Genomic DNA, 24730 nt, shown 5'->3' on the forward strand with positions numbered 1-24730 from the left:
GAAGGGGTCGAGATGGCGGGACGGCCACGGGACGAGGGGGCCCGCCAGGTGATCCTGCGCCGGGCCGCGGACCTCGCCTCGCAGGACGGGCTGGAAGGGCTGTCGATCGGCCGGCTGGCCGCGGAGCTCGGCGTGAGCAAGAGCGGCCTGTTCGGCTACTTCGGCTCCAAGGAAGAGCTCCAGCTCGCCACGATCCGCACCGCGATGAGCGTCTACGTCGCGGAGGTCATCGAGCCCGCGCTGAGCGTGCCGCCGGGCCTGGAAAGGGTGCGGCGGCTGTGCGAGAGCTGGTTGAGCTACTCACAGCGGCGGGTCTTCCCCGGCGGCTGCTTCTTCTTCGCCGTCACCGCGGAGTTCGACGCCCGGTCTGGCCGGGTGCGGGATGCCGTCGCCGCCGCCGGCCTCGACTGGATCCGCTTCGTGACGCGTACCGTCGAGGACGCCCGCCAGCTCGGCGAGCTCGCCGGCGACACGGACGCCGACCAGCTCGCCTTCGAGCTGATCTCTTTCATGGAGAACGCCAACGTCGTCTCCTTGCTGCACGACGACCCGGGCGCCTACGAGCGCGCCAGGACCGCCATCCGCAACCACCTGAGCACGTACACCTGACAAGCCGGCCTCAGCCGGAGGGGCCCAAAGGGGTCAGGTCGATCTCGGGCACCCACACCCCAGGATCGGACGGAAGAGAAACCGGCCGCAGCTGCCGCAGGAGCGCCCGCAGCAGCGGGCGGGGGTTGCGCCGGTGCCAGACGATCGACCAGGGCATCAGCGGCGCCGGCTCGACGATCGGGATGCGGCGCAGGCCGCTCCCGGACGGGTCGATGCTCATCTCGCCCAGCCCCACCGCGCTCTTCTCCGCCAGGAACTGCTCCACGAGATGCCGCAGGCCGATGGCCGGAGCGTTGAAGCGCAACGGCACGCCGAGCCTGCCGGCCAGCCGTACGAGATAACCACGCCATTCCGCCGCGCCCGCCGGGTCGGGCATCGCGATGCCGGCCTCGCGCAGGTCAGCCGGTCGCAGCACGTCCCTGGCCGCCAGGCGATGATCCTCGGGCACGAACGCGTGCAGCGGCTCCAGCCGCACCAGCCGGTACGCCAGCTCGGCGGGCCAGGGCGCCGGCGTGTCGTGTACGCGCCCGAACGCGGCGTCGAGCTCCTGCCGACGCAGGGCCGGCAAGGCCACGGACAACCCCTGCCGCATGCTCAGCTCGATCCGTACGCGGGAGTCGCGCTCACTCGCCTGACGCAAGATCCGCAGCGGCGTGAACCGCTCGTCGTACACGTCCACCCGCAACGGCTCGTCGACCGGGCGGACCGCCTGGACGGCCCGGTCGAACGCGGAGAGCGCCTCACGTGCGTGCGGCAACAGCCGCTCCCCCGCCTCGGTCAGCTCCACAGCGCGGGTCGTCCGCTCGAACAGCGGCACCGCCAGCGCCCCTTCCAGCCGGCGAATGCGTTTCGACAGCGCCTGCTGGCTGATGAACAGCCGTGCGCCGGCCCGGCCGAAGTGCAGCTCCTCCGCGGTGACGACGAACGCGCGCAGTCCCTCGATGTCCGCCTCCACGCCTTGAGGGTGGATTGAAAACCGCTGGTTGTCAATCCGGCCCGGATCGATGTTGGACACCACCGGCCGCCGGCGAGTTTGCTGGTCCCCACCGAAGGGGGCACGAGATGAAGATCGTGGAAATCCGTCCAGAGCTGCACCTGATCCTGCTGGGGTTCGGCCAGGCGTATCTTTGGAACGACGCGGGCGCGCTCACGTTGGTCGACACCGGCATCGCCGGCTCCGGCGCGGACATCGCTGCCGCGATCGGGCGACTGGGCCACCGCAGGAGCGACGTCAAGCGTGTCGTGCTCACCCATTTCCATGAGGACCACTGCGGCGCAGCCGCCGAGATCAGCGGGTGGGGAGACGTCACCGTGCTGGCCCACCGGCTGGAGGCGCCGGTGATTCGCGGCGACAAGCCCGCTCCTCCGCCCCGCTTCACCGACGAGGAGCGCGTCCTGCATCGCGACCTCGGGGCCCACCTGCTGCCCGCCGCGCCCGCGTGCCGCGTGGACCGCGAGCTGGAGGACGGCGACGCGATCGATTTCGGCGGTGGCGCGCGGGTGATCCACACTCCCGGCCACACCGACGGCAGCATCGCGCTCCACCTGCCGCGCTCCGGGGTGCTCTTCACCGGAGACACGGTCGCGCACGTCAACGGGCAGGTCATGCCGGGGGTGTTCAATCTGGACCGCGCAGAGCTGCTCCGCTCCTTCCGCAGGCTCGCGGAGGTCGGCGCGCAGCTGGCGTGCGTCGGTCATGGCGAGCCCCTCCCCGACGCCCACGCGGCCCTCACCGCGGCCGCGACGGCCCTGCCCGGCTGAAACACTCCGTCACCATTCGGCGAAGGAGCCGTCCGGGTACCGCCAGACCGGGTTGCGCCAGCGGTGCCCGCGCTCGGCCGCGCGCTCCACGGCCGCCGCGTCGACCTCGATGCCCAGGCCCGGTACGGAGGTGCGTTCGGCGAAACCGCCGGCGAACTGGAAGGGGGTGCGGTCGACCAGGTAGTCCAGCACGTCGTTGCCCTGGTTGTAGTGGATGCCCACGCTCTGCTCCTGGATGAGGAAGTTCGGGATCGCGAACGCCAGTTGCAGGCTCGCCGCCAGCGCGATCGGGCCGAGCGGGCAGTGCGGGGCCATCGTGACGTCGTACGCCTCGGCCATGGCGGCGATGCGGCGCACCTCCGAGATGCCGCCGGCGTGGCTGACGTCCGGCTGGGCCACCGCGATGCCGTCGCGCAGCACCTCGCGGAAGTCCCAGCGGGAGTAGAGGCGCTCGCCGGTGGCCAGCGGGAGCGAGGTCGACCGGGCCAGCGCGGCCAGGTTGGGGGTGTGCTCGGGCAGCACCGCCTCCTCGACGAACAGCGGCAGGAGCGGCTCGATGAGCGGCAGCACCCGCCGGGCCATCGCCGTCGACATGCGGCCGTGGAAGTCGATGACGACGTCGTTGTTCTCGCCGACGGCGTCGCGGACCGCCGCCACCCGTTCGACGACCTCGCGGGTGCGGGCGGGGGTGTCGATGGGGGTCAGCGCGGCCGAGCCGTTCATCTTGACGGCGGTGAAGCCCGCCTCGATCTGGGCTCGGGCCTCGGCGGCGACGTCGGCCGGGCGGTCGCCGCCGATCCACGCGTACATGCGGACCCGGTCGCGGACCGGGCCGCCGAGCAGGGCGTGCACGGGCAGCCCCGCGGCCTTGCCGGCGATGTCCCACAGCGCCTGGTCGATGCCGGCGACGGCGCTGGACAGCACCGGGCCGCCCCGGTAGAAGCCGCCCTTGGTCAGGACCTGCCAGTGGTCCTCGATGCGCAGGGGGTCCTCGCCGACGAGGTACTCGCCGAGCTCCGCGACGGCGGCCCGGACGGTCTCGGCGCGGCCCTCGACGACCGGCTCGCCCCAGCCCGTGATGCCCTCGTCGGTGCGGACGCGCAGGAACAACCAGCGGGGTGGGACGAGGAAGGTGTCCATGGACACGATCTTCATGGGGGTCCGTTCTAGGAGGAGGTGGTGGAGATGCTCCAGCCGCCGTCCACCTTGAGGCAGGCGCCGGTGATGAAGGAGGCCTCGGCGGAGGCGAGGAAGGCGACCGCGGCGGCCACCTCGTCGGGGCGGCCGAACCGGCCCGCGGGAGTCTCGGCGATCGTCGCGGCCCGGCCCTGCTCGCCGATGCCGTCCCAGGCGGCGGTCATGATCGGCCCGGGGACGACGACGTTGACCCGCACGTCCGGGGCGTACTCGACGGCGAGCTGGCCGGCCAGGGACTGCAGGCCGCCCTTGGCCGCGGCATAGGGGCCGCAGCCGGGGATGCCGGTCCGGGCGTGTACGGAGGAGGTGATGACGATCGAGCCCCGGGTTTCCGCCAGGAGGGGGCAGAAGACGTGGGCGGCCAGGTAGGCGGCCTTGAGCGAGACCGCGATCTGCCGGTCCCAGTCGTCCTCGGGCAGCTCGTGGACGGGGAGCGGCGGCACGACCCGGCCGAGGCCGTTGACGTGCAGGACGTCCAGGCGGCCGTACCGGTCGGCGACGAGGTCGCGGGCGGCGGTCCAGGCGGCCATGGAGGAGACGTCGCCGTGCAGGTAGTGGCCGCCGATCCCGGCGGCGAGCGCGGCCCCCGCGTCGTCGGCCACGTCCATGACGACGACGGAGGCGCCCCGCTCGGCCAGCAGCCGGGCGGTGGCCGCGCCGATGCCCGACGCGGCGGCGGTGACCAGGGCGGCCTTCCCGTCGAAACGGATCATCGTGCGGCTCCCGTGAACAGTGCGTTGGCCTCTTGCTGGAGGGCGCGGTCCTGCCACATCGGGTGGTGGGGCGCGGCGTTGGAGCACACGACCGTGCCCCACGCGCCGACCCTGGCCGCGTGGGCGACCGCCTCCAGGCAGACCGCGCGCCCGACCGGCCCCTCCTCGAAGGTCCCGTGAAGAGGGGTGTACCCGATCCAGCCCTCGCCGAGCACGAGCGGCACCTGCGCCTGGGCGGCCCAGTCGGCGGCGGCGTCGATCCAGATGCGCAGCCGTTCGGACATGCCGTAGCGGTAGGCCGAGTAGCGGTCGTACAACCACTGGTCGAAGCGGACCGGGTCGCACCAGTCGTGGACGTAGACCTCCCGGGCGGGCACCACCGTCGCCGCGCGCCGCCACTCCTGGTCGGGACCCCACTCCTCCAGCGGCGGGGCGTCCGGCCGCAGCAGCTCCCGCTCCTGCGGGAACGGCCGCGTGGCGTCCCGCAGGGCGAAGGTGTCGATCAGCTCGTCGAGCACGCCGTAGACATAGGGGTGGAACACCCCGACGTCGGCGTTGCGCGGCAGGCCGCGCATCTCGCCGACCGGCACCCGGGCGTAGTTGGCGGTGACCGGCTCGGGGCGGCGGGCCTTGAAGGCGTCGATCGCCGCCTCCAGGTACGGCCGCAGCCCGAGCACCTTCGACCGGCCCGGCTCGACCACCTCGTTGAGCCAGGTCGACTGGATCTCGTTGTGCAGTTCGACGAAGGCGATCCGGTCGGCCAGGCCGTGCTCGTCGAGGAAGTCCACCAGGTCGGCCAGCGCCGTGGCCAGCGCCGACGCCCGGTCGGCCGGCGGCACGGCCCGCAGCGCCTCGTACCAGGAGGGGTCGTCCAGGAAGACCGAGCTCTGCTGGAACTCCCAGCTGGAGACGATCACGTGGCAGTCGTGCCGCCGGGCCGCCTCGAACAGCGCCAGCAGGTGGCGGCGCCCGTCGAGGGTGGTGCGCTCGCGCACGTCGTACCAGCGGGTGCGCCCGCCGTAGCCGCCGAAGGGGCTGAAGGTCAGCGCCGTGGTGTCCAGGCCGGAGCCGAACAGCAGGTACGGCATCGCGCAGATCCGCACCGTGTTGTACCCGCGCGCCACGGCGTCGGCGAAGGCCGTGTCCAGGTCGGCGAACGGCTCGCCGGGCCCGGTGCGCGTGTACCAGGTGAAGTCCCAGAGGGTGATGGTCAGACGGGAAGGGGTCACGGGGTTTCTCCTAGGACTTGACGGCCCCCGCCGTCAGTCCGTCGAGCAGCTGCTTGCGCAGCAGGAACATGATCAGGCTCGGGATGGCCGCCAGGACCGAGCCGGCGAGCACCATGTCGACCTGGCGGCTCTCGGCGCCGTAGAGCGCCTGGATGCCGAGCGGCAGGGTGTACTGGGCCGGGTCGGAGACCACGATGAGCGGCCAGAAGAAGCTGTTGTAGCTGTTGAGGAAGTTCCACACGGCCAGCGCGCCGAGCGCCGGGCGCAGCAGCGGGAGCACGATGCGCAGGAACAGGCCGAACTCGGAGGCCCCGTCGAGCCGGGCGGACTCCAGGATCGAGTCGGGCACCGACTGCTCGACGTACTGCCGCATCATGAAGATGCCGAACGCCGGGGCCAGCCAGGGGACGATCAGAGTGAAGTACACATTGGTGACCCCGGCCTTGATCAGCATGATGAAGAGCGGCACCACGATCACCGCGAACGGCACCGCCAGTGAGCTGAACATCACGTTGAACAGGAACTTCTTGCCCGGGAAGCGGTACTTCGCAAAAGCGAACCCGGCCAGCGCGCAGACGAACACCGACACCGCCGTGGAGACCACCGCGACGACCGTGCTGGTCAGGAACCAGCCCCAGAACGGCTGGGTCTCCAGCAGCCGGGTGTAGTTCTCCCAGGTGAACGGGATCGGCAGCGGCTGCGGCGGATAGGCGAAGATGTCGCCGCGCGGCTTGAACGACGAGCTCAGCGCCCACAGCAGCGGCACGGCGAACAGCACCACCAGAATGGCCAGGAACACGTGGACCAGGCCGCGCCGGGGCCGCGGGCTGGCCTTCATCGCTCCCTCCCCACGCCGTACACCGCGTTGGCGGCCCGCCCGAGCACGAAGACGAGCAGGAACATGACCACCCCGGCCGCCGCGGCGTAGCCGAGCTGCTGGCGGGTGAACGCCTCGCGGTAGATGAACATCGCCACCGACAGCGTCGCCTCGCCGGGGCCGCCCTTGGTGAGCAGCATGGGTTCCTCCAGGATCTGGGCCGTGCCGACCAGCACCGTCACCGCGACGAACGCGGTCACGGGCTTGAGCATCGGCACGGTGACGCTGAAGAAGGTGCGCACCCGTCCGGCGCCGTCGATCTCGGCGGCCTCGTAGAAGTCGCGCGGGATGTTCTTCAGCCCGGCCAGGAAGAAGATCGTCAGGTAGCCGGTCCAGCGCCACAGGACCAGCAGCATCACGCTGACCCTGGCCCAGCTCGGCTCGCCCAGCCAGTCGATGCCGCCCCAGCCGAAGAACCCGCGCAGGGCGGCGTTGAGCAGGTCGTACTCGCGGTCGTAGAGCAGGGTGAAGACCAGCGCGATGATGATCGGCGACAGCACCACCGGCATGAAGAACGTCAGCCGGAAGAAGTCCCGGCCCTTCAGCCCCCGGGTGTTGAGAACTCCTTCGAGGATGGGGGATTCGCCTCAAGGGGCGTGTCGAACAGCATGCTCGGCGGCCGGTGCCGGTGTCAATGAATCAGTACTACTATTTTTTATATTGATATGATTTTTCGAAACATGATCATGCTGGGCGCAGGACGGCGCGGCCCACCCGTACCACCACCGCGGAGGCGACGGCGATGCCGTCGGGAACGTTCCGTACGGCCGCGTCGACCCACACGCCGGTGTCGCGGCGCCACGGCAGCAGTTCGAGCCGCACGCCCTGCCCGGCGACGTCGTCACGCCAGGGCGTGAGGTCGATGTCCCAGGTGCGCCCGTGCCAGAAGTGGTCACTGACGAGCCGGTCGCCCACGTACGCGCGCCCGGCGTCGCCCGTCCAGGTCAGCCGCAGCAGCACGCGGTCGGTGCCCTCGAACACGTCACTCGGCACGTCCAGGTGAACCTGCGCCGCGCCGGAGTAGTCGGCCGGGGCGCTGAGCCGGTCCATCGGCCCGCCGCGTACCGGCTCGGGCGGAGCGGGGGCGTGCGGGCGCAGGTCTTCGGCGACCGTTCGGGCGCCCGCGCCGGAGACGTTCACCGACCAGGTGCGCCACAGCCCCTCCCCGCGAGGGCCGGCGAGCTCGCCGCCGTCGGCCGTCAGCCCGGCGGGCGCCGGCAGCAGCGCCACGGCGCACCGCTCGGCCTCCGAGTGGAGCACCAGGGCGCCGTCGAGGGCGTACACCGGCGCGTCGGACAGCACCAGCCGCTCGCGGCCCGCGACCTCCAGCCGGTACAGGCGGTTCGCGCTCGCCTCGTCGAGGACGAGGACCCGCGCGCCGGGCAGGTCGATGACGCACTCCGGCCCGGGCTCGGCGACGTCCACCACCGTCGCGTCGCCGGCGGACCGGGCCCCGTCGATCGCCACGTCCCCGTCGAGGACGAGCTCCACCGGGACGCCGCCGGTCGCGCACAGGACGACCAGGTCGCCGTCCTCATCGGTGATCCGGGTGACGAGTTGCGCGGTGGCGCTGCGCAGGACGAGCCCCGGGGCGAGCTGATAGCGCAGCGGCCACACCAGGGACACCCCGGCGGGAAGGTCGAGCGGCCTGGTCGGAACGGTGACGTCGGCGTCCTCGAACGACACCGTGACCTGGACGTCCTTCTGCGCGTCGAGCGGCCGCCCGGGCGGCTGGTACGTGGTCAGGAAGAGGTAGCCGGCGTGCCCGTCCGAGCGGACGGCCCAGCGCAGCTCGCCCGGGTCGTCCCCGCCGCCGCCGACGGTGACGCCCATCGGCGCGAGCCGGGCGCCTTCCGCGGCCAGCCAGAGGTGCAGGCGGCGCAGCAGGTGGTGGTGCGGGCGGATCTGGGCGTGCTCCCCGATCGGGGCGTAGAAGTCGTAGCTCAGGCTCGGCACGTCGTTGGGGTAGCCCGTGGCGTGGGACTCCTGCTCGGTGCCGTGCGGCCCGACCCGCTGGGTGCCGCCCGCGTACATGTAGTAGCCCTGCCAGATCGACCCGCTCCCGATCTTGGCCAGGGCGAGCGCGGCGACGTCCTGAGCGGTGACCAGCGGGCGCCGGTGGTAGGCGACATGCATGCCGCCCCCGATCTCGCAGGTGGCGAAGGGGGTCGCGGCGTCGTCCTTGAGCGGGACCGCGGCGGGGTCGAGCACGATGCCGTCGAGCGCCTCGCGCAGGTCCGCGCCCACCGTCAGATCGTCGCGGACCTCGCTGTAGCGGAAGTGGTGGGCGGCGAACCGGGGCCACTCCGTCTGCGAGTCCTCCCAGAATCCGTCGGAGTAGGCGCTGTAGAGCGGGAGCAGCGTCTCGGGCACCAGGGCGCCGCCCCAGCCCGTCGCGGTCCACAGGGGCACCCGCAGTCCGAGGTCCTCGGCGATGCGTCTGAGCATGGCGAGATGCTGCGGCTGGTCGTACAGCTCGTTGTCCATCTGGGCGCCCACCACGGGCCCGCCCTCGGCGTGGGTGAGGCCGGCCAGCCGGCTGATCGTCTGGGCGTAGAGCGCGCGGGCCAGCTCCAGGTAGGCGGGGTCGTTGGTGCGGGTCTTGAGGCCGCGCTCGACGAGCCAGTCGGGGAACCCGCCGCGGCGCGCCTCGCCGTGTGCCCACGGGCCCATCCGGACGATGACGTCCAGGCCGTGGCGCGCGGCGAGCTCCACGAACGCGCGCAGGTCGAGGTTGCCGTCCCACCGGAACCGGCCGGGCTCGGGCTCGTGCGCCTGCCAGAGCACGTACGTCGCCACCGTGTCCAGCCCGCCGGCGCGCGCGTGCCCGAGGACCTCGTTCCACCGCTCGCGCGGGATGCGGGAGTAGTGGATCTCCCCCGTCACCGGGAACCAGGGCTTGCCGCCGCGTTCGAGCCACCGGCTCGTGACCTCGATCCGGTCCGGCGTCCTGGCGTCGTCTCCCAGCGGGAGGTGTCCCCGGCGGGGCGGGGCCTGCGGGGAGACGCGCAACCTGCGGGTCTTGTCGTTCATCGTTCTCCTTCGAGAGGGTGGCCGTGGGTGATCGTATGACCGGTTGACCCGATAAGCCGATGGGCGTTTCACTGCCTCATATGGACGAAACGACGCTGCCTGAGGAGTTCGCCGGCGGACGCATGCTGGTCGTTCCCCGGCCCACGGTACGCAAGGCGCTCGGCCGGCCCGTGACGAACCGGCTTCTTGTCACCGATACCGGGATCTTTCTCCGCGCCGCCCGGCACGGAGCGGCCCGGTCCGGCGGCGCCGGACAGCACATCCTGCTGGTCTGCACCGACGGTTCAGGATGGGTCGAGACCGGCGATGGACGTTTCGCCGTTCAGCGGGGCGACGCCGTCCTCCTGCCCGCCGGGATGGCCCACGAGTACGGGGCCTCGGACACCGACCCCTGGACCCTGTGGTGGTTGCACGCCGTGGGCGCCGACGCCGCCGACCTCGTCAGCGCCGGGCTGGCTGCGGCCGGTGGGATCGTCACGCATCTCCGGGATCCCGCACCCGTCGCCAGCCTCATCTCCCAGGTGATCGACGGCCTCGACGCCGGGACCACGGGTGGCCTCGTACGGGCCGCCGGCGCGGCATGGAACGCGCTCGCCCAGGTCGTCGCCACCGGCCGCCGTCCCCTCGGCACCTCGCTCAGCCCGGTCGAACGCGCCGTCGAGCACCTGCGGGCGACCACGCCGCGGCGCACCTCCGTCGGCTCGCTGGCGGCGATGGTCGGCCTGAGCACGTCCCAGCTCGGCGCCCTGTTCCGGGAGCAGCTCGGGGTCTCTCCGCTGAAGTACCAGACGCAGCTGCGCATGGCGCGCGCACGGGAGCTGCTGGACAACTCCGGCCTCACGGTCAGGGCCATCGCCCGCGAGGCCGGATACGACGACGCGCTGTACTTCTCCCGCAAGTTCGCGAGCGTCCACGGGCTCGCGCCCACCGCGTACCGCAACCGCGCGCGCTGAGCCGCGTCATGCGGGTCTACCTCACACCGACGGCGGGCGGTCCGGCCAGACCGCCGCCGCCGGGCGCTCTCCCCGCTCGGCCAGGGCCCACCGCACCAGAGCGGCCGTGCTGCGCCGGGCCGACGTTCTGGCGGGCCCCGTACGGCAGCGGCCGGTCCGGATGCCGGCGTGCCGGCCACGGGGGGGGACGGCGTACGTCGGCGTGCCGACGATGACCTTGAGGCCGCGCTGATGCGCCTCGTCGATCACCCGGCTCGGCGCGGCGAAACCGATCTCTTGAAGATCATGGCGGAGAACGGGATGGACATCGTCCGGCCGCGCCTCTACAACGACACCGGCCCCGATCACCCGCGGGTCGGGTATCCCGGCCACTACCTGCCCGAGGGCTACCAGGACGAGGAGGACATCCTCGACCTCGCCCGGCGCGCCACCCGGTACGGGATGCGGATCCAGCTGACGTTCCACTACAGCGACTACTGGACCAACGGCGAGATCCAGGACATCCCCAAGGACTGGCGCGACGTCACGGACCTGCCCCGGGACCAGTCCGTCGACAAGCTGGAGAGCCACGTCTACGACTACACCAGGTCCTTCCTCCAGCGCATGGCCGCCCAGGGCACGCCCCCGGCCTTCGTCTCGCTCGGCAACGAGATGCAGGGCGGGCTGCTCTTCCCCTACGGCTACTCCTACACCGCCGACGGCGCGCCGGCGCTGGCCCGGTTCCTCAAGGCGGGCTACCGCGCCACCAAGGAGGTGTCGCCGGACACGCAGGTCATCATCCACATCCACGACGCCGGGGACTACGACGAGTACCGCTGGTTCTACGGCCTGCTCAACCAGCTCGGCGTCCCGTACGACCTCATCGGCTCGTCCTACTACCCGTTCTGGACCCGCCGCGACATCCCCACCGTCGTGCGGTTCTTCGACACCATCAGCCGGGAGTTCAACAAGAAGATCATGGTGATGGAGACCGGCATCAACTGGAACCCAGTCACCCACGAAGGTCTCGAGGGCCAGCTCCACGACAACGGCCCCGTGCCTTACGGGGAGACGCCCGCCGGGCAGCGCGACTTCCTCTACGAGCTGTTCGCCGCCCTCAAGAGCGTGCCCGACGGCGCCGTGATCGGCGATCTCTACTGGGACCCCGTCATGATCCCGGCGCCCGGGGTCGGCTGGGAGGTCGGCGAGCCGAACTTCGTCAGCAACACGACCCTGTTCGACTTCAGCGGCAAGGCGTTGCCCGCGCTGAAGGCGTACCGCTACAACATCGACGGCGGGCGCTGACCGACCCGGCGTGGGGCGCGCCCTCCCAGGCCCGCCCCACCCGGTGCCAGCCCGCGACCAGCGCGGCCGGGCCGTCGCGCCCGGCCCTGCGCGCCCGGCCCTGCGTGGTCAGCCCTGCGTGGTCAGCCCTGCGTGGTCAGCCCTGCGTGGTCAGCCCGGCTTGGTCAGCCCGGCTTGGTCAGCCGGTGACCGGCAGGGCCAGCCCGGCGGCGCCGGCGGCGGAGCAGACCGCCTCCGAACCGGCCCGTGCCAGCAGGTCCAGCCCCAGCCTGGCGCGGCGGACCCGCTCGATCGACAGCGCCACCGAGGTGGACTCCAGGTGGCTGCCCGACGGGTAGATGTCCGGGGCGTTGCGCAGGCCGAACTTCGCGTACACCGGCGCCGCCAGCTCCACCAGCCGGGGCAGCTCGTAGTGGCGGACGAACCCGCCCAGGTTGTCCGGCGACTCGACATAGATGTCCAGCGGCTGGCTGACCGCGCCGCGGATGGCCCCGATCTGCGCGAGGGTCAGGTCGGTCGGCAGGTTGAGCGTGTCCGCGCCGAGCCCGGCGATCACCTGGGCGGTGGCCGCGTTCGCGATCGGGAGCATCACCGAGACCTTGGCCTGCATCTGCGCGGGCAGCTCCCCGCTGTCACGCAGCCGGCCGAACACCGAGAGCACGCCCACGTCGGCGATCAGAACGCTGCGTACGCCCAGCTCGGCCGCCCGGCGGATCTCGTCCACCACGGCGACGAGCTGGTCCTGCCCGCGCACCGCCGGCGCCAGGCCACCCCCGGCGGGCGCGCGGCTCATCGCGGAGGTGTCCCAGCCGGCACACGGCCGGGCGAACAACGACAGCTCCACCCCGGCGTCGGCGGCCATGCCGACCATTTCGGTGATCTCGCCGTCCGTGAGCAGGCCCACCCCGCTGCCCTGCGAGACCCGGGTGACCGGGACGTCCAGCCGTCGCGCCTCGCTCAGGACGGCGGCGAGGCTGGCCGGCCCCTCCACGCTGGGGATCTCGACCCGGTACTGGGCCCCGTCGGGGAACCGGCCGGGAGACGGCGGCGGCGCGGACCCGTCGTCAGCCGGCAGCCCAAGACGGACGAGCAGCTCATTGGTGGTGGACATCGCGCTCCCAGTCCCGTATTGTTCGAAATCTCGAACAAGGTTCGGTATATCGACATGCGGAGGCTAACGATTCAGGCTCGCGGTCGTCAATGCCGGCCGACGGATCTGCTGCGCCCCCCGACCGGCAGGAGACAGCGATGGCCCGAACCGTTCCGGCGGTCAACCGAGCGCTCGACATCCTCGAGCTGTTCCTCGCCGAGGGCGCGCTGGCCGCCTCCGACATCACCGCCCGGCTCGGCCTGCCCAGGACCACCGTGCACGAGCTGGTCAACACCCTGGTCGACCGCGGCTACCTGGTGGCCGAGCCGAGCGCCCCGATCCGCTACCAGCTCGGCATGAGGCTCTTCGAGCTGGGCGGGCTCTTCGCCGACCGCCTCGACCTGGCCAGGCAGGCCCAGCACGCGGCCACCGAGGTGGCCGCCGCCTGCGACGAGAGCGTGCACGTGGCGATCCTGGACGGGGCCGAGGTGGTCTACATCGCCAAGGTGGACAGCACCCATTCGGTACGGATGGTCTCCGCGGTCGGCCGCCGGCTCCCGGCGCACTGCACCGCCGTCGGGAAGATGCTGCTGTCCGCCCTGCCACCGGAGGCGCTAGACGCCCGCTACCCGCACGACCGGCCCCTCCAGCCGATGACCCCGAACAGCATCACCACGCCCGCGGGGCTGCGCACCCAGCTGGCGGAGATCCGGCAGGCAGGCGTGGCCTACGACGACTGCGAGTCCAACGAAGCGGTCGCCTGCGTCGCCGTCGGCGTGTTCGACCACACTGGGCGCATGGTGGCCGCGATGAGCGTCTCGGTGCCCACCGTCCGCTGGACCGACCAGCGCCGAGAGCAGTGGACCGACCTCGTCCGCACCGGCGCCGCCACCCTCTCCCGCCGCCTCGGCCACCCCGACGGCCCGCCCACCCGACACGGCTCATGACCCGTGGGGCGCCAGCCGACCGCCCCAGGTGTTGCCGTACGGACTCGTCTCAGGCCGTCCGACGTCGCATGATGAGATCAGCGGGAATGCGTGCCGGCAGGCACAGGGTCTGCCCGTGCTCGTCGAACAGGTCGTCGCGGGCGGCGAAATAGCCCAGATCAGCGAGGACGTGACCTGACAGATCGCAGGAGGAGCAGGTGCTGCCGTCCCAGTCCACGGCCGTGCGCCCGATCGCGTCGAAGAGTGTCTCGCCACCTGTGTTGGCGAATCGGCCTCCCGCTCGCAGCGCGCCCAGCTCGCCATAGAGCTCGGAAACGGCCGTCCACTGATCGTCGAGGAGGAATTCCGGCCAGGCGAGCACCACCTGCCTGGGGATCAGTGGGCGCAGGCGCGGGAATCGAGGATGCCAGAAGCGCCCGTCGATCAGCAGTCCTCTGACTCGGCTGGCGATCCCGTGGCCGCGCGCCACGGCCTCCAGCAGCGCCAGCCGCTGGCTGCACGAGCCGCGTCCCAGAGCCAGGGTCGTGGAGACAGGCTGCCGTTCGTTCAGGGCGTAGACCGGGCGCACGCGGGCTGCGATGAGCTGGTGGGCCGTGATCAGGAATGTTCGGTCCGTACACGGATCGGCATCCTGCACCTCGGCCGCGAACCCCAGCACCCGAGGGTGTCTCCAGTCGAGGATGGGCGTGGCCGCCACGCTCCCCGCAGCCGCTTTCCGTGGGGAAACGGCTGCGCCGCCGCCGCGTCTCAAGAGCGCCAGTTTCACGCGTTGATCATATTCGGCGAGCAGCCGGGAGGAGGCACGGACCCGTGGTCACGGCATACAGGCCGAGCCCGACCAGGTCAGCCGGGCCGGGCGATGCCGCTTCAGCGACCGGGCTCCTCCAGCTCGACGGTGTGTTCCGCCCGGGCCGGCAGGAGCAGGGCGGTGATGACCACCGCCACGGACAGCACCGCGCCGAGGATGAAGGCCAGTCGCATCCCGTCGAGGTCGGCGAGCGCCTCGGCGACTCCCTCGGCCTTCAGGGCGTCGGCGCGCGCGCTCATCACGGTGATCACGATGGCGGTGCCGAGGGCCGCCGAGACCTGCTGGAGCGTGCTCAGGATCGAGCTGCCGTGGGAGTAGAGCCGCGGGGGGACCGCGCCGAGCCCGAGGGTGAAGACCGGGGTGAAGGTCGCGGCCAGGCTCACCATCAGCAGCGCGTGCAGGCCGAGGATCTGCCAGTACGGCATCGTCATCGTGACCTGGGTGAAGCCGGCCAGCGAGAGCATGATGCCGATCGCGCCGGGGATGACCAGGACCCGGCCGCCGAACTGGTCGAACAGGCGGCCGACGGTCGGACCGAGCAGGCCCATCGCCAGGCCGCCGGGCATCACGAGGAGGCCGGTCTCCAGGGCGCTGAGGCCGCGGACGCTCTGCAGGTAAAGCGGCAGCAGGATCATCGAGCCGAGCATCGCCATGAAGGACACCGACATCAGGATCAGCGCGACGGTGTAGGTGCGGTGGCGCAGGGTGCGCAGGTCCATCAGCGGTTCGTCGCGCTTCTGCAACGACAGCTGGCGGAAGACGAAGACGGCGATGGTGACCAGCCCGGCCGCCACGATCCCGGCGGCAAGGCGGGCGTCACCGCCCTCGAACCGGCTGAGCCCGTAGACCAGGCCGCCGAAGCCCGCCGCGGCGGTCACCACGCTGAACCAGTCGATGGTGCTGAACCGGGGCTCGCCGATGTTCTTGAGCCGCTTCAGGCCGCTCCAGGCGATCAGGGCGGCGATGGGGAACACCACGGCGAACAGCAGGCGCCAGGACCCGAACTGCAGGATCACCCCCGAGATCGCCGGGCCCATCGCGGGCGCCACCGAGATGGCCAGGGTGACGTTGCCCATGACCCGGCCCCGGTCCTCCTCGGGCACCACCTGCATCAGCGTGGTCATCAGCAGCGGCATCATCACGGCCGTCCCGGACGCCTGGACGATGCGCGCGCCCAGCAGCACCTCGAACGTCGGCGCGACGGCGGCCAGCGCCGTGCCGGCCAGGAACAATCCCATCGCCACCGTGTAAGCGCGGCGGGTGGTCACCCGCTGCAGGAACCAGCCGGTGATCGGGATGACCGCGGCCATGGTCAGCATGAAGGCGGTCGAGAGCCACTGCGCGGTCTGCTCCGTGATGTGCAGCGCGTCCATCAACCGCGGGATCGCGTTGATCATGATCGTCTCATTGAGGATGACCACGAACGTGGCGAGCACAAGCAGCCGGATCACGGCCGGGGTGCGGCCCGAACCGGCGGCCGCGGGCTTGGCGGGTGAGTCTAGCTGTGGGCTGGGCACGGCACCTCGATCAGAGTTGTCGGAAACAGTGTGGTCAGGGCTGGTGGTCCAGCCTCGGGTCTCACGAGCAGTCGTGGTCATACACAGACTGACCGGCAGCACTGACAAAACTCATCGCCCACGTCCAACATTCCGGCACGTGAGGCGAAATGTCACCCACTTTTCTCGGCATGCGAGAAGCGCGAGACCGGTAGCCGCCGCCGTCATGGGCCGGTCGGCGTGCTGCTCCTCCGCGGCGCGGCTCGACGGCGCGGGAGCGGTGCGGCTGTTCATCCGGATCGTCTTCCCGCTGATCTGGCTGGGCGTCCTCACCGCGGGCCTGATCGCGGGGCTGCAGGCGTACAACGAGTTCCTGCCGGCCGTGACGTTCATCCAGGACAGCGAGAAGCTGCCGGTCTCCCTGTCGCTCTACTCCTTCCAGCAGGGCTTCTCCCCCGACTGGGCGCTCGTCGGCGCGGCCGGTCTGATCATGGCCCTGCCGCCCTGGTGTTGTTCCTGTCCCTGCAACGCCGCTTCGTCGCGGGTTACACCTCGTCGGGGATGTCGGGCTGAGCGGGCACGTCGCCGCGTAGCGCCTCCAGGAGCCGCGCCAGGGCGGCCTGGGTGGCCGGCAGGTCCGCGGGGTCGTCAGAGCCCGCCACCCAGAGCGCCGCCTCGTTCATCGCACCCGACAGCAGGTGGGCCAGCGGCGCGACCGGCTGGGGCGCGATCGTGCCCGCCCGGATCAGGTCGGTGAGCGCGTCGGCCAGGTGGCGGGCTGAGGCGGCCTCGTCCATCGCGCGCCATTCGGTCCAGCCGAGCACGGCGGGGCCGTCGACGAGCATGATCCGTTGAACGCCCGGGGCCGTGCTCGCGGTCAGGAACGCCTGGCAGCCGGCGGTCAGGCGGGTCCAGAGGTCGTCGTGGGCGTCGGCGGTCCGCGCCACCGTCCCGGCCACCTCCTGCTGCACCTGCTCCAGGACGGCCCTGAACAACTCGGCCTTGCTCTCGAACAGATGGTAGAGCGCGCCCTTGGTCACCCCGGCCTCGGCGACGATCTCCGACAGGCTCACCGCGCCGTAACCCCGGTCCGCGAACAGGCGCCTGCTCTCGCGCAGCAGGGCCCGCCTGGTCTGCTCCCGCTGCCGCGCCCGGACGCCGTGCGTCTTCATGCTTCCTCCTTGACATACCGATGGTACGTCAAATACACATTCACGTACCGATGGTACGTGAAAGGAGCTCGCGTGGAACTGACCAGTTTCTATCCCGTGATCTGCACCGCCCGGCTTCAGGAGTCCCGCGACTTCTACACCGGGCTGCTGGGGTTCGAGACGACGTTCGAGTCCGGCTGGTACGTCAGCCTGCGACGCCCCGGGACGCCGGCCTACGAGCTCGCGCTGCTCGACCACACCCACCCGACGCTGCCCGAGGCGTACCGCGCCCCCGTCCGCGGGCTGCTGCTCAACTTCGAGGTGGCGGACGTGGACGCCGAATGGGAACGGCTCGTCGTCGGCGCGGGGCTGACCGCCGAGCTCGCGCTGCGCAGCGAGGACTTCGGGCAGCGGCACTTCATCGTGGCCGATCCCAACGGGGTCCTCATCGACGTCATCACCCCGATCGCGCCCTCGGCGGAGTACGCCGGGCAGTACGTCGGCTCATGACGCCCGGTCGGGCCGATCCGATCGGACAGCACCCCCCGACGGGCTGCGCCAGGCGCGCGACGGCCCCGGATTTCACGCACGGCACCCCCGACGCACCGCTTGCTGCTCGACCTGGAGCTCGGGGCGGTGGTGCCAGCGGCCATCACGTTCGGCTAACGGCCAGGCCGGCGTTCGGCCGGCTCACCGCCTACCCGGCTTGATCTCGGTGGTGTCGGCTATGCGGCGATGTGCTCCGGACGGACGCCCATGCCGATGAAACGACCCAAGAGGTGCCGCAGCGGCGGCAGCGTCCGGAACGCTGTGAAGATCGGCGGCACATGCCGGGTCGTGTCGTCACCCAGGTCCTTGGGATAGAGGTCGCGCAGGATGCCGACCTGGAAGGCCTGGGTGATCCTCGCGGCGCGTTCTCTGCGTGACTGCACCCGGGCCAGATCGGCGTCTTCTGGTTCGCCGCCCCGGGCGAGAAGCGGACCCAGCAGGTTGGCGGTGGCCACGGCGTCCTGCACGGCCAGGTTGATGCCCACGCCGCCCGCGGGCGACATGGCGTGGGCGGCGTCACCGATGCACAGCAGTCCTGGCCGGTGCCAGCGTGGCAGCCGGTCCACCCGGACGCTCAGATGGTGCACCGCCTCCCAGCCGTGGATCTCGTCCACGCGGTCGCGCAGGGCGGGCGCCAGTTCCGCCACCCGGTTCCGGAACGCCGGCAGCCCGGCGGACTTCAACTCCTCGAAGGCGGCCGCCGGGATCGCGTAGGCGAGCTGCCAGTAGTCACCGCGGTCGATGGAGATCAGTGCCCCCTTGCCGCCCTGGAAGAAGGGCACCCGATCATGTGGGCGGCGGGACAGGTGGAACCACAGCACGTCCATGGGGGGCGAGGCGCTCACGGGCGCGAGGCCGGCGCGGGCCCGTACGGTGGAGTGGCGTCCGTCGGCCCCGATCACCAGACCGGCCCGCACCTGCACGGGACCGTCCTCGGTGTCGGCCAGGACGCCGCTCACCCGCCCCTGGTCTGTGAGGAGTTCCGTGGCCTGGGCGCTGCGCAGGAGCCGGAAGGAGGGGTAGGCCGCGGCCTTGCCGGCCAGGAAGTCCAGCACGTCCCACTGCGGCATGAACGCGATGTAGGGGCAGCGCACGTTCAACCGGCTGAAGTCGGCGAAGGTGACGTCCCGGCCGCCCATGTTGACCGCCACCTGAGGCATCTTGGTGTGCGGGAGGTCCAGGAACTCATCGATCCAGCCCAGCTCGGCGATCAGTTGCAGGGTGGAGGGGTGGACGGTGTCGCCGCGGAAGTCGCGCAGGAAGTCCGTGTGTTTCTCCAGCACGATCACCTCCACGCCCTGGCGGGCCAGCAGCAGCCCGGCCATCATGCCCGCCGGGCCGCCCCCGACGACACAACATTGTGCGCGCATCTCATCCTTCTTCCGGAAACAGCAGCCCGACCAGGGCCGCGATGTCGATGGGGGTGCCCATGCGCCGGTTGACGGCGACGGTGGCGAACAGGGTCCTGGCGGCCGTGACCGTGTCGTGCGGGCGCAACTCGCCGGCCTCGACCCGTTCGAGCAGGAAGTCGCCGATGAGCAGCTGGCCCTCGCTCACCAGCGTCGCCAGCGGAACGCGGGCCTGGGCGGAGCTGAAGAACACCGCCATCAGCTCGGCGTTGTCGGCCAGCAACCGATCGAACGCCTCCAGCAACTCGGCCAGCACCTCGCGAGCCGGCCGGGTGCCGTGATCCTGGGTCCGCAGCTCCCGCAGTCGGGGCAGGAAGCCCCGCTCCGACAGCAGCGTCTCCACCATCGCCTCCTTGCTGTCGAAGTAGCGATACAGCAGGCCCGGCGTCACCTCGGCGGCCTGAGCCACATCCTTGACCGTGGCCCCGTCCACGCCCTTGTCAGCGAACACGCGCAGGGCCGCGTCCAGCAGCTGCTCCCGGCGCCATACCGCCTGCTCACTTCGCGTCCTGGCCATGGCCCACCTCATTGAGTAAACGTTTATTCAACATACCACGCAGGCCCGCCGTCGCCAGTACCGCCCTGTTGACCTCAAGCATGGTTGAGGAGACAGGATGACGGCATGACCTCTGTTCAGCACGGAAAAGCGCTGGTCCTCGGTGCCGGTGGACCTGTCGGCACGGCGTGGCTGGCGGGCCTCGCCACAGGGCTGCGCCACGCGGGCATCGACCTCGCCGATGCCGATCTCATCGTGGGCACCTCGGCCGGAGCGATCGCCGCGGCCATGCTCACCACCGGCCGTGACCTCGCCGATGTGGAAGTGCTGCCGTCCGCGCACTCCGGACGTTCCAGACCGCCGGACCTGGCCGCGATGGGGCAGGCGTTCGCCACGCTGAGCGACCCGGCCCTGGATCCGGACGACAAACGCCGCCGGGCCGGGCGTATCGCGCTCACTGCCGACGCCCCGTCCGAGGACGGGCACCTGGCCGGGATCTCCTTCCTGGTCGAGACCCGGACGTGGCCCGACCGCCCCTTGCTGATCACCGCGGTGGACGCCGAGACCGGCGAACCGAAGGTATGGGACCGCGACGGCGAGGCGACCCTGGTCGAGGCCGTCGCGTCGAGCTCCGCGTTTCCCGGAACGGTCGCTCCGATCACCGTCAACGGCCGCCGCTACATGGACGGCGCTCTGCGCAACGGCGTGAACGCCGACCTCGCCGCCACCGCCGCGACCCGCGTTGTCATCGAGCCGATGGCCGACCGCTTCCCGGCGAGCGAGCACCACGATGTGCGCATCGGCCCGGATGCCGAAGCGTTGGCGGCGTTCGGCACCGACCTCGGCAACCGCGAGGCATGGACGCCCGCCTACCGCGCCGGAGTCCGACAGGCCCCGCAGGTCGCCGTGCTCCTGCGTCCCGTCTGGGACGCGGCTCCCGTCACCTGACCGCGAACGAAGACGTGCCGTTCATGTCGCGGTGCAGGTGAGCGCCGGGGTGGCGGCGGTCCCGGCGGCGGTGAAGCCGAAGGCGGTGGTGGCGTCGGCGGCGAGCCTGCCGTTCCAGGACTCGTTGCGGACACTCACAGACGGTGCAGTGCCCGAGCGGACGCGGCCCCACAGCTGGGTGATGCTCTGCGATCCGGGCCAGTTCCAGGTGACCGTCCAGCCGTTGATCGCCGAGCCGCCGGCGCGGACGGTGACCGTGGGCTGGAAGCCCCCGCCCCAGGCGTTGACCGTTTCGATCGTCGCCGCGCATCCGGTCGGCACCGGCGTGGGGGTGGGCGTCGGAGTGGGGGTCGGGGTCGGGACGGGCGTGCCGTCGGTGGGGACGGTCCAGGGGATCTGGGCCGGGTACGCCGACGGCGTCGAGCTCTCCGGCGGCCAGTGACAGAAGATCGCCCTGTCGCGGGCCTTCATGCGGCCGACGCCGCTGCTCGCCGTGCTCGACGGCGGCCGCATCGTCGAATGCGGCACGCACGCCGAGCTCATCGACCCGGCCGGCCGGTACACCCGCCTGTACGACCTGCAGGCCTCCGCCTACCAGTGACCGCTCACGGCTGGCGGGAGAGGTAGCCGCCCATCGTCCGGAACACCTCGCCCGCCGGCAGGTCGGTGCCGTCCTCGGTGCGCACCCGTTCGATCACCAGGCCGTGGCTGCGGCCCCGGCGGGCCTCGGCGCCGGCGACGATGACGATGCCGTCGCCCTCGCGGATGAACACCCGGCCCGGAGTGCCGCCGTAGACGCCCTGGGAGACCGAGGCCTTCAGGACGCGGACGCGCTCGCCCTTGTAGTGGGTGAAGGCGTTGGGGTAGGGGTCGGACTGGGCGCGCACGAGCCGTTCGATGTCCTCGGCCGGCCAGTTCCAGTCGATGTTGCTGTCCTCGATCGAACGTTTGTGGAAGAAGCTGGCCTTGGTGCGGTCCTGGGGCGTCCAGTCGGTGCGGCCGGAGGCGATGAGATCCAGGGCCTCGGCGACGATGGGGGCGATGAGGTCGACCGTGCGGTGGAACAGGTCGGTGGCGGTGTCGGCCGGGCCGACCGGGACGGCGCGCTGCACGACGATGTCCCCGGCGTCCAGCTCGGCGTTCATCATGTGGGCGGTGACGCCGACCTCCCGCTCGCCGTTGATGAGCGCCCAGATGAGCGGGGAGAAGCCGGCGTAGGCCGGGAGCAGCGAGTCGTGCACGTTGAGGATGCCGTGCCGGGGCAGGGTGAAGATCTCCGGCGGGATCCAGGTGCGCCAGTTGTTGGCGACGATGAGGTCGGGCTCGGCCTGCTTGAGGGTGAGCAGGAGCTCGTCGTCGGGCCGGTTGCGCAGCACGACCGGGACGCCGTGGGCCTCGGCCAGTTCGGCCACCGAGTCGCTCCAGATCTTCTCGTAGGCGTGGTCGCTCTGAGGGTGAGTGACCGCCAGCACCACGTCATGCCCGGAGTCCAGCAGGGCTTGGAGGGTGCGATGCCCCCAGGTCTGGTAGCCGAACATCACGACCCGCATCAGCGCTCTCCTTGTGAGGTGAGGGGAATAAAGGTTAGGCTCGCCTAATTAGGCGAGCCTAACCTAAGTTGGTTTCCGATTCCACCCATGGCTCCCCCCTCGGACCGCTCTAGAAAGGCCTTTCATGCCCACTGCCGAGCAGCCCGTCCACGACCTCGTCGGCATCGGTTTCGGACCGTCCAACCTCGCCCTGGCCATCGCGCTGCGCGAGCGGCAGGCGCGCACCGGCGAGCGCATCGACGCGGTGTTCCTGGAGAAGCAACTCTCGTTCGGATGGCACCGCGGCATGCTCCTCGAAGGCACCACGATGCAGGTCTCCTTCCTCAAGGACCTGGTCACCATGCGCAACCCCGCCAGCGAGTTCGGCTTTCTGTCCTATCTGAAGGCGCGCGGGCGGATGCTGGACTTCATCAACCACAAGACGATGTTCCCCTCCCGCATGGAGTTCCACGACTACCTGGAGTGGGCCGCCGCGCCCTTCGCCGACCAGGTCGAGTACGGCTCGGAGGTCGTCACCGTCACTCCCGTCACCGTCGACGGCGCGGTGGAGTGTCTCGACGTGGTGGTCCGCCAGGCCGACGGGGAGCTCAGCACCCGCCGCACCCGCAACCTGGTCGTCGCCGTCGGCCTGGTCCCGGTGCTGCCCGACGGGATGGTCGGCGACGAGCGCGTCTGGCACAGCGAGGAGCTCCTGGACAGGCTCCCCACGCTGACCGACCCGCGCCGGCTGGTGGTGGTCGGCGCCGGCCAGAGCGCCGCCGAGGTGACCGACCACCTGCACGGCCGCTTCCCCGGAGCCGAGGTGTGCGCGGTCTTCTCCAAGTACGGCTACACCCCCGCCGACGACAGCTCCTTCGCCAACCGCATCTTCGACTCCGTCGCGGTCGACCACTACTTCGGCGCGCCCGAGGCGGTCAAGGACAGCCTGCGTTCCTACCACGCCTCCACCAACTACTCGGTGGTCGACCTCGACCTCATCGACGAGCTGTACCGCAGGCACTACCAGGAGAAGGTGCAGGGCAGGCAGCGGCTGCGCATCCTCAACGCCTCCCGGCTCGTCGAGGTCGCCCGGGACGCCGAGGGCGTGCGCGCCACCGTCGAGTTCCTGCCCACCGGGGAACGGACCGTGCTGGAAGCCGACGCGCTCGTCTACGCCACCGGCTACCGGCCCGGCGACCCGTTGACCCTGCTGGGCGCGGTCGGCGAGCACTGCGAGCGGCTGCCCTCGGGCGCCCTGCGCATCGAGCGCGACTACCGGATCGCCACCTCCGCGAACCTGCGCTGCGGCATCTACGTGCAGGGGGCCACCGAGCACACCCACGGCCTGACCTCGACGCTGCTGTCCAACACCGCCGTGCGGGCCGGGGAGATCGTCGACGCGGTGGCGGGGCGGCTGCGCACCCCCTACGCGTTCTCGCGCTGACCCCGGCCGCGGCACTGAGGCCGGCTGCGGTGACGGCCGGGTCGTCACCGCAGCGCCCAGGCGACATCCCTGAGCAGGGCGTGCCGCCAGCCGGCCCGGTCGTGGCCCGAGGCCGAGCGGGAGACCCGCACGGTCGCGCCCGCCTGTTCGGCCAGGGTCTCGACCAGCTCGCAGTGCGGGAGCATCCGCGTCTCGTGCTCCCCCACGTCGAACGCGACCCGCAGACCGGACAGGTCGGGGCGCTCCCGCAGGCGCGCGGCGACGGCGCCGCCGACCGGTCCGCCCATGGGGTCGGCCCGGCCGGCGGCGTCCGGCGTCCACCAGAACGACCCCGACTGGCAGGCGACGGCGGACACCAGCTCCGGGAACTCCAGGGCCGCGTACATCGCGCTCAGCCCGCCGAGGCTCTGCCCGGCGACCACCAGCCGGTCCGGGTCGGCGGGAACGCCGCTCCCGGCGACCAGCGGCAGCAGCTCGTCCCGGACCGCCTCCCACAGCCCGGGCCCGCACCCGAACTCGGCCTCCCTGTCCCGGGCGGGCAGGAAGACGAGCGTGACGGCGGGCAGGTCGCCGCAGGCGACGGCCGAGTCGAACGCGGTCATGGCCGGGTGCAGGTACAGCCAGTCGTCCCCGTCGAGCAGCAGGACCACCGGCCCGCCGCCGCCCGCCGGGTGGACCCGCACGGTGCGCCGCCCGCCGAGCCGCTCACTGGTCCAGCGAAGGCGGGTGCGCGGGAGGGGCAGCACGTCGGCGGCGCCGACGGCGGGCCAGTGCGGCTGGGCTGGGGCGTCCGGGGTCGCGGCGATGGACCGGTCACCGCCCGCGCCGGCCGGGTTGAACGGGTCGGCGTACGCCCCGTCGTCCGTGACGAACCGGTACGTCACCCGCAGCCGCGCCGGCATGGCCACCACGGCGTACCAGCAGTCCGTCTCGCCCCACCGGCGCAGCGGCACCGGCTCCGACCAGCTCTCGAAGCCGACGCTCGCCGGGGACCCGCGCCACAGGAACAGCGTCGCCCAGCCGTCGCCGGCGGGCACCGACGCGGGCGCTCCCGCCGCCGCCCAGAACTCGTCGGAACCGGGTTCACCGGGGAACCCGAACGTGGCGAAGGTGATCTCCATGCGCGGTCGCACTCCGTCCCTACCGTCGGCCAAAAACTAAGGATAGACTTACCTAAGTTTCATGATCGAGATGGGCTCCGTGGATT

At 71.5% G+C, this 24730-nt stretch carries 26 protein-coding genes; 9 read left to right on the forward strand and 17 right to left on the reverse strand.

Going from position 1 to position 24730, the window contains the following annotated elements:
• Positions 1-12 precede the first annotated feature (12 nt).
• A complete protein-coding gene (locus tag H4W80_RS08385; RefSeq protein ID WP_192784543.1) occupies positions 13-609 on the forward strand; it encodes a TetR/AcrR family transcriptional regulator in 597 nt (198 codons plus the stop codon).
• A 10-nt stretch (positions 610-619) separates the two neighbouring features.
• Here the strand turns inward: H4W80_RS08385 and H4W80_RS08390 are convergent, their stop codons facing one another.
• Entirely contained in the window at positions 620-1564 is a 945-nt protein-coding gene (locus H4W80_RS08390) for a LysR family transcriptional regulator (RefSeq protein WP_192784544.1), read from the reverse strand.
• A 107-nt stretch (positions 1565-1671) separates the two neighbouring features.
• Between H4W80_RS08390 and H4W80_RS08395 the strand changes: the two genes are divergently transcribed.
• Positions 1672-2370 (forward strand): MBL fold metallo-hydrolase, encoded by a 699-nt coding sequence (locus H4W80_RS08395; protein ID WP_192784545.1) that lies wholly within the window; start codon positions 1672-1674, stop codon positions 2368-2370.
• A gap of 9 nt (positions 2371-2379) precedes the next feature.
• On the opposite strand, the gene dgoD is transcribed toward H4W80_RS08395, so the two are convergent.
• From dgoD to H4W80_RS08425, 6 genes are all read right to left on the reverse strand, one after another.
• Positions 2380-3525 carry a galactonate dehydratase gene (gene dgoD, locus H4W80_RS08400; protein ID WP_192784546.1) on the reverse strand — a complete coding sequence of 382 codons (1146 nt, stop codon included), beginning with the start codon at positions 3523-3525 and terminating at the stop codon, positions 2380-2382.
• Positions 3526-3536: 11 nt separating this feature from the next.
• The gene (locus H4W80_RS08405) at positions 3537-4280 is read right to left on the reverse strand and encodes an SDR family NAD(P)-dependent oxidoreductase (RefSeq protein ID WP_192784547.1); all 744 of its coding nucleotides are present in this window, start codon (positions 4278-4280) and stop codon (positions 3537-3539) included.
• The gene (locus H4W80_RS08410; RefSeq protein WP_192784548.1) at positions 4277-5509 is read right to left on the reverse strand and encodes a cellulase-like family protein; all 1233 of its coding nucleotides are present in this window, start codon (positions 5507-5509) and stop codon (positions 4277-4279) included. Before H4W80_RS08410 ends, H4W80_RS08405 begins: the two co-directional genes overlap by 4 nt.
• Positions 5510-5519: 10 nt before the next feature.
• Positions 5520-6347, reverse strand: coding sequence for a carbohydrate ABC transporter permease (locus H4W80_RS08415; RefSeq protein WP_192784549.1), 828 nt, complete (start codon positions 6345-6347; stop codon positions 5520-5522).
• Entirely contained in the window at positions 6344-6961 is a 618-nt protein-coding gene (locus H4W80_RS08420; RefSeq protein WP_318787610.1) for a carbohydrate ABC transporter permease, read from the reverse strand. The genes H4W80_RS08415 and H4W80_RS08420 overlap by 4 nt, the downstream gene beginning before the upstream one ends.
• Before the next feature lie 109 nt (positions 6962-7070).
• A complete protein-coding gene (locus H4W80_RS08425) occupies positions 7071-9419 on the reverse strand; it encodes a beta-galactosidase (RefSeq protein ID WP_192784551.1) in 2349 nt (782 codons plus the stop codon).
• 80 nt (positions 9420-9499) lie between these two features.
• Here H4W80_RS08425 and H4W80_RS08430 point away from each other — a divergent pair, with 80 nt between their 5' ends.
• Positions 9500-10372, forward strand: coding sequence for a helix-turn-helix domain-containing protein (locus H4W80_RS08430; protein WP_192784552.1), 873 nt, complete (start codon positions 9500-9502; stop codon positions 10370-10372).
• 21 nt (positions 10373-10393) lie between these two features.
• On the opposite strand, the gene H4W80_RS08435 is transcribed toward H4W80_RS08430, so the two are convergent.
• On the reverse strand, positions 10394-10621 hold the full coding sequence (locus tag H4W80_RS08435) for a hypothetical protein (protein WP_192784553.1): 228 nt from the start codon (positions 10619-10621) through the stop codon (positions 10394-10396).
• On the opposite strand from H4W80_RS08435, the gene H4W80_RS08440 reads away from it, so the two are divergent.
• Positions 10604-11656, forward strand: a complete 1053-nt coding sequence (locus H4W80_RS08440; RefSeq protein ID WP_225963328.1) for a glycosyl hydrolase 53 family protein — start codon at positions 10604-10606, stop codon at positions 11654-11656. The genes H4W80_RS08435 and H4W80_RS08440 overlap by 18 nt on opposite strands.
• A gap of 178 nt (positions 11657-11834) precedes the next feature.
• Here H4W80_RS08440 and H4W80_RS08445 read toward each other — a convergent pair whose 3' ends face one another.
• A complete protein-coding gene (locus H4W80_RS08445) occupies positions 11835-12767 on the reverse strand; it encodes a U32 family peptidase (RefSeq protein WP_192784555.1) in 933 nt (310 codons plus the stop codon).
• A gap of 137 nt (positions 12768-12904) precedes the next feature.
• Between H4W80_RS08445 and H4W80_RS08450 the strand changes: the two genes are divergently transcribed.
• Entirely contained in the window at positions 12905-13693 is a 789-nt protein-coding gene (locus H4W80_RS08450) for an IclR family transcriptional regulator (protein WP_192784556.1), read from the forward strand.
• 49 nt (positions 13694-13742) lie between these two features.
• Here the strand turns inward: H4W80_RS08450 and H4W80_RS08455 are convergent, their stop codons facing one another.
• The 3 genes from H4W80_RS08455 to H4W80_RS08465 all read right to left on the reverse strand — a co-directional run bounded on the left by H4W80_RS08455 (position 13743) and on the right by H4W80_RS08465 (position 17169).
• Complete coding sequence (locus tag H4W80_RS08455; protein ID WP_318786765.1) at positions 13743-14459, reverse strand: transglutaminase domain-containing protein; 717 nt, start codon at positions 14457-14459, stop codon at positions 13743-13745.
• A 101-nt stretch (positions 14460-14560) separates the two neighbouring features.
• Entirely contained in the window at positions 14561-15952 is a 1392-nt protein-coding gene (locus tag H4W80_RS08460; protein ID WP_318786766.1) for an MDR family MFS transporter, read from the reverse strand.
• 590 nt (positions 15953-16542) lie between these two features.
• On the reverse strand, positions 16543-17169 hold the full coding sequence (locus tag H4W80_RS08465; protein ID WP_192784558.1) for a TetR/AcrR family transcriptional regulator: 627 nt from the start codon (positions 17167-17169) through the stop codon (positions 16543-16545).
• 72 nt (positions 17170-17241) lie between these two features.
• On the opposite strand from H4W80_RS08465, the gene H4W80_RS08470 reads away from it, so the two are divergent.
• A complete protein-coding gene (locus tag H4W80_RS08470; protein ID WP_192784559.1) occupies positions 17242-17658 on the forward strand; it encodes a VOC family protein in 417 nt (138 codons plus the stop codon).
• 215 nt (positions 17659-17873) lie between these two features.
• Here H4W80_RS08470 and H4W80_RS08475 read toward each other — a convergent pair whose 3' ends face one another.
• Both H4W80_RS08475 and H4W80_RS08480 read right to left on the reverse strand, forming a co-directional pair.
• Positions 17874-19067, reverse strand: coding sequence for an FAD-dependent oxidoreductase (locus H4W80_RS08475; RefSeq protein WP_192784560.1), 1194 nt, complete (start codon positions 19065-19067; stop codon positions 17874-17876).
• Position 19068: 1 nt separating this feature from the next.
• Positions 19069-19623: a TetR/AcrR family transcriptional regulator gene (locus H4W80_RS08480; RefSeq protein ID WP_192784561.1), complete on the reverse strand. Its 555-nt coding sequence runs from the start codon at positions 19621-19623 to the stop codon at positions 19069-19071.
• A gap of 105 nt (positions 19624-19728) precedes the next feature.
• On the opposite strand from H4W80_RS08480, the gene H4W80_RS08485 reads away from it, so the two are divergent.
• Complete coding sequence (locus H4W80_RS08485) at positions 19729-20550, forward strand: patatin-like phospholipase family protein (RefSeq protein ID WP_192784562.1); 822 nt, start codon at positions 19729-19731, stop codon at positions 20548-20550.
• A 21-nt stretch (positions 20551-20571) separates the two neighbouring features.
• On the opposite strand, the gene H4W80_RS08490 is transcribed toward H4W80_RS08485, so the two are convergent.
• Positions 20572-21021, reverse strand: coding sequence for a cellulose binding domain-containing protein (locus tag H4W80_RS08490; RefSeq protein ID WP_192784563.1), 450 nt, complete (start codon positions 21019-21021; stop codon positions 20572-20574).
• Here H4W80_RS08490 and H4W80_RS62545 point away from each other — a divergent pair.
• A complete protein-coding gene (locus H4W80_RS62545; protein ID WP_264085968.1) occupies positions 21020-21151 on the forward strand; it encodes a hypothetical protein in 132 nt (43 codons plus the stop codon). The genes H4W80_RS08490 and H4W80_RS62545 overlap by 2 nt on opposite strands.
• Before the next feature lie 4 nt (positions 21152-21155).
• Here H4W80_RS62545 and H4W80_RS08495 read toward each other — a convergent pair whose 3' ends face one another.
• Positions 21156-22100, reverse strand: a complete 945-nt coding sequence (locus H4W80_RS08495) for a methionyl-tRNA formyltransferase (RefSeq protein WP_192784564.1) — start codon at positions 22098-22100, stop codon at positions 21156-21158.
• Positions 22101-22224: 124 nt separating this feature from the next.
• On the opposite strand from H4W80_RS08495, the gene H4W80_RS08500 reads away from it, so the two are divergent.
• On the forward strand, positions 22225-23523 hold the full coding sequence (locus H4W80_RS08500) for a lysine N(6)-hydroxylase/L-ornithine N(5)-oxygenase family protein (RefSeq protein WP_192784565.1): 1299 nt from the start codon (positions 22225-22227) through the stop codon (positions 23521-23523).
• Between the two features lie 44 nt (positions 23524-23567).
• Here the strand turns inward: H4W80_RS08500 and H4W80_RS08505 are convergent, their stop codons facing one another.
• Positions 23568-24644, reverse strand: a complete 1077-nt coding sequence (locus H4W80_RS08505) for an alpha/beta hydrolase-fold protein (protein WP_192784566.1) — start codon at positions 24642-24644, stop codon at positions 23568-23570.
• Between the last annotated feature and the right edge of the window lie 86 nt (positions 24645-24730).

Source organism: Nonomuraea angiospora (assembly GCF_014873145.1).
GTDB lineage: Bacteria > Actinomycetota > Actinomycetes > Streptosporangiales > Streptosporangiaceae > Nonomuraea > Nonomuraea angiospora.

Excerpts from the sequence above, each read along its gene's own strand:
- H4W80_RS08385 (WP_192784543.1), top strand. The coding sequence starts at position 13 with ATGGCGGGACGGCCACGGGACGAGGGGGCCCGCCAGGTGATCCTGCGC.
- H4W80_RS08395 (WP_192784545.1), top strand. The coding sequence starts at position 1,672 with ATGAAGATCGTGGAAATCCGTCCAGAGCTGCACCTGATCCTGCTGGGG.
- dgoD (WP_192784546.1), bottom strand. The coding sequence starts at position 3,525 with ATGAAGATCGTGTCCATGGACACCTTCCTCGTCCCACCCCGCTGGTTG.
- H4W80_RS08405 (WP_192784547.1), bottom strand. The coding sequence starts at position 4,280 with ATGATCCGTTTCGACGGGAAGGCCGCCCTGGTCACCGCCGCCGCGTCG.
- H4W80_RS08415 (WP_192784549.1), bottom strand. The coding sequence starts at position 6,347 with ATGAAGGCCAGCCCGCGGCCCCGGCGCGGCCTGGTCCACGTGTTCCTG.
- H4W80_RS08425 (WP_192784551.1), bottom strand. The coding sequence starts at position 9,419 with ATGAACGACAAGACCCGCAGGTTGCGCGTCTCCCCGCAGGCCCCGCCC.
- H4W80_RS08430 (WP_192784552.1), top strand. The coding sequence starts at position 9,500 with ATGGACGAAACGACGCTGCCTGAGGAGTTCGCCGGCGGACGCATGCTG.
- H4W80_RS08440 (WP_225963328.1), top strand. The coding sequence starts at position 10,604 with ATGCGCCTCGTCGATCACCCGGCTCGGCGCGGCGAAACCGATCTCTTG.
- H4W80_RS08445 (WP_192784555.1), bottom strand. The coding sequence starts at position 12,767 with ATGTCCACCACCAATGAGCTGCTCGTCCGTCTTGGGCTGCCGGCTGAC.
- H4W80_RS08450 (WP_192784556.1), top strand. The coding sequence starts at position 12,905 with ATGGCCCGAACCGTTCCGGCGGTCAACCGAGCGCTCGACATCCTCGAG.
- H4W80_RS08465 (WP_192784558.1), bottom strand. The coding sequence starts at position 17,169 with ATGAAGACGCACGGCGTCCGGGCGCGGCAGCGGGAGCAGACCAGGCGG.
- H4W80_RS08475 (WP_192784560.1), bottom strand. The coding sequence starts at position 19,067 with ATGCGCGCACAATGTTGTGTCGTCGGGGGCGGCCCGGCGGGCATGATG.
- H4W80_RS08480 (WP_192784561.1), bottom strand. The coding sequence starts at position 19,623 with ATGGCCAGGACGCGAAGTGAGCAGGCGGTATGGCGCCGGGAGCAGCTG.
- H4W80_RS08485 (WP_192784562.1), top strand. The coding sequence starts at position 19,729 with ATGACCTCTGTTCAGCACGGAAAAGCGCTGGTCCTCGGTGCCGGTGGA.
- H4W80_RS62545 (WP_264085968.1), top strand. The coding sequence starts at position 21,020 with ATGCGGCCGACGCCGCTGCTCGCCGTGCTCGACGGCGGCCGCATCGTC.
- H4W80_RS08490 (WP_192784563.1), bottom strand. The coding sequence starts at position 21,021 with ATGAAGGCCCGCGACAGGGCGATCTTCTGTCACTGGCCGCCGGAGAGC.
- H4W80_RS08495 (WP_192784564.1), bottom strand. The coding sequence starts at position 22,100 with ATGCGGGTCGTGATGTTCGGCTACCAGACCTGGGGGCATCGCACCCTC.
- H4W80_RS08500 (WP_192784565.1), top strand. The coding sequence starts at position 22,225 with ATGCCCACTGCCGAGCAGCCCGTCCACGACCTCGTCGGCATCGGTTTC.
- H4W80_RS08505 (WP_192784566.1), bottom strand. The coding sequence starts at position 24,644 with ATGGAGATCACCTTCGCCACGTTCGGGTTCCCCGGTGAACCCGGTTCC.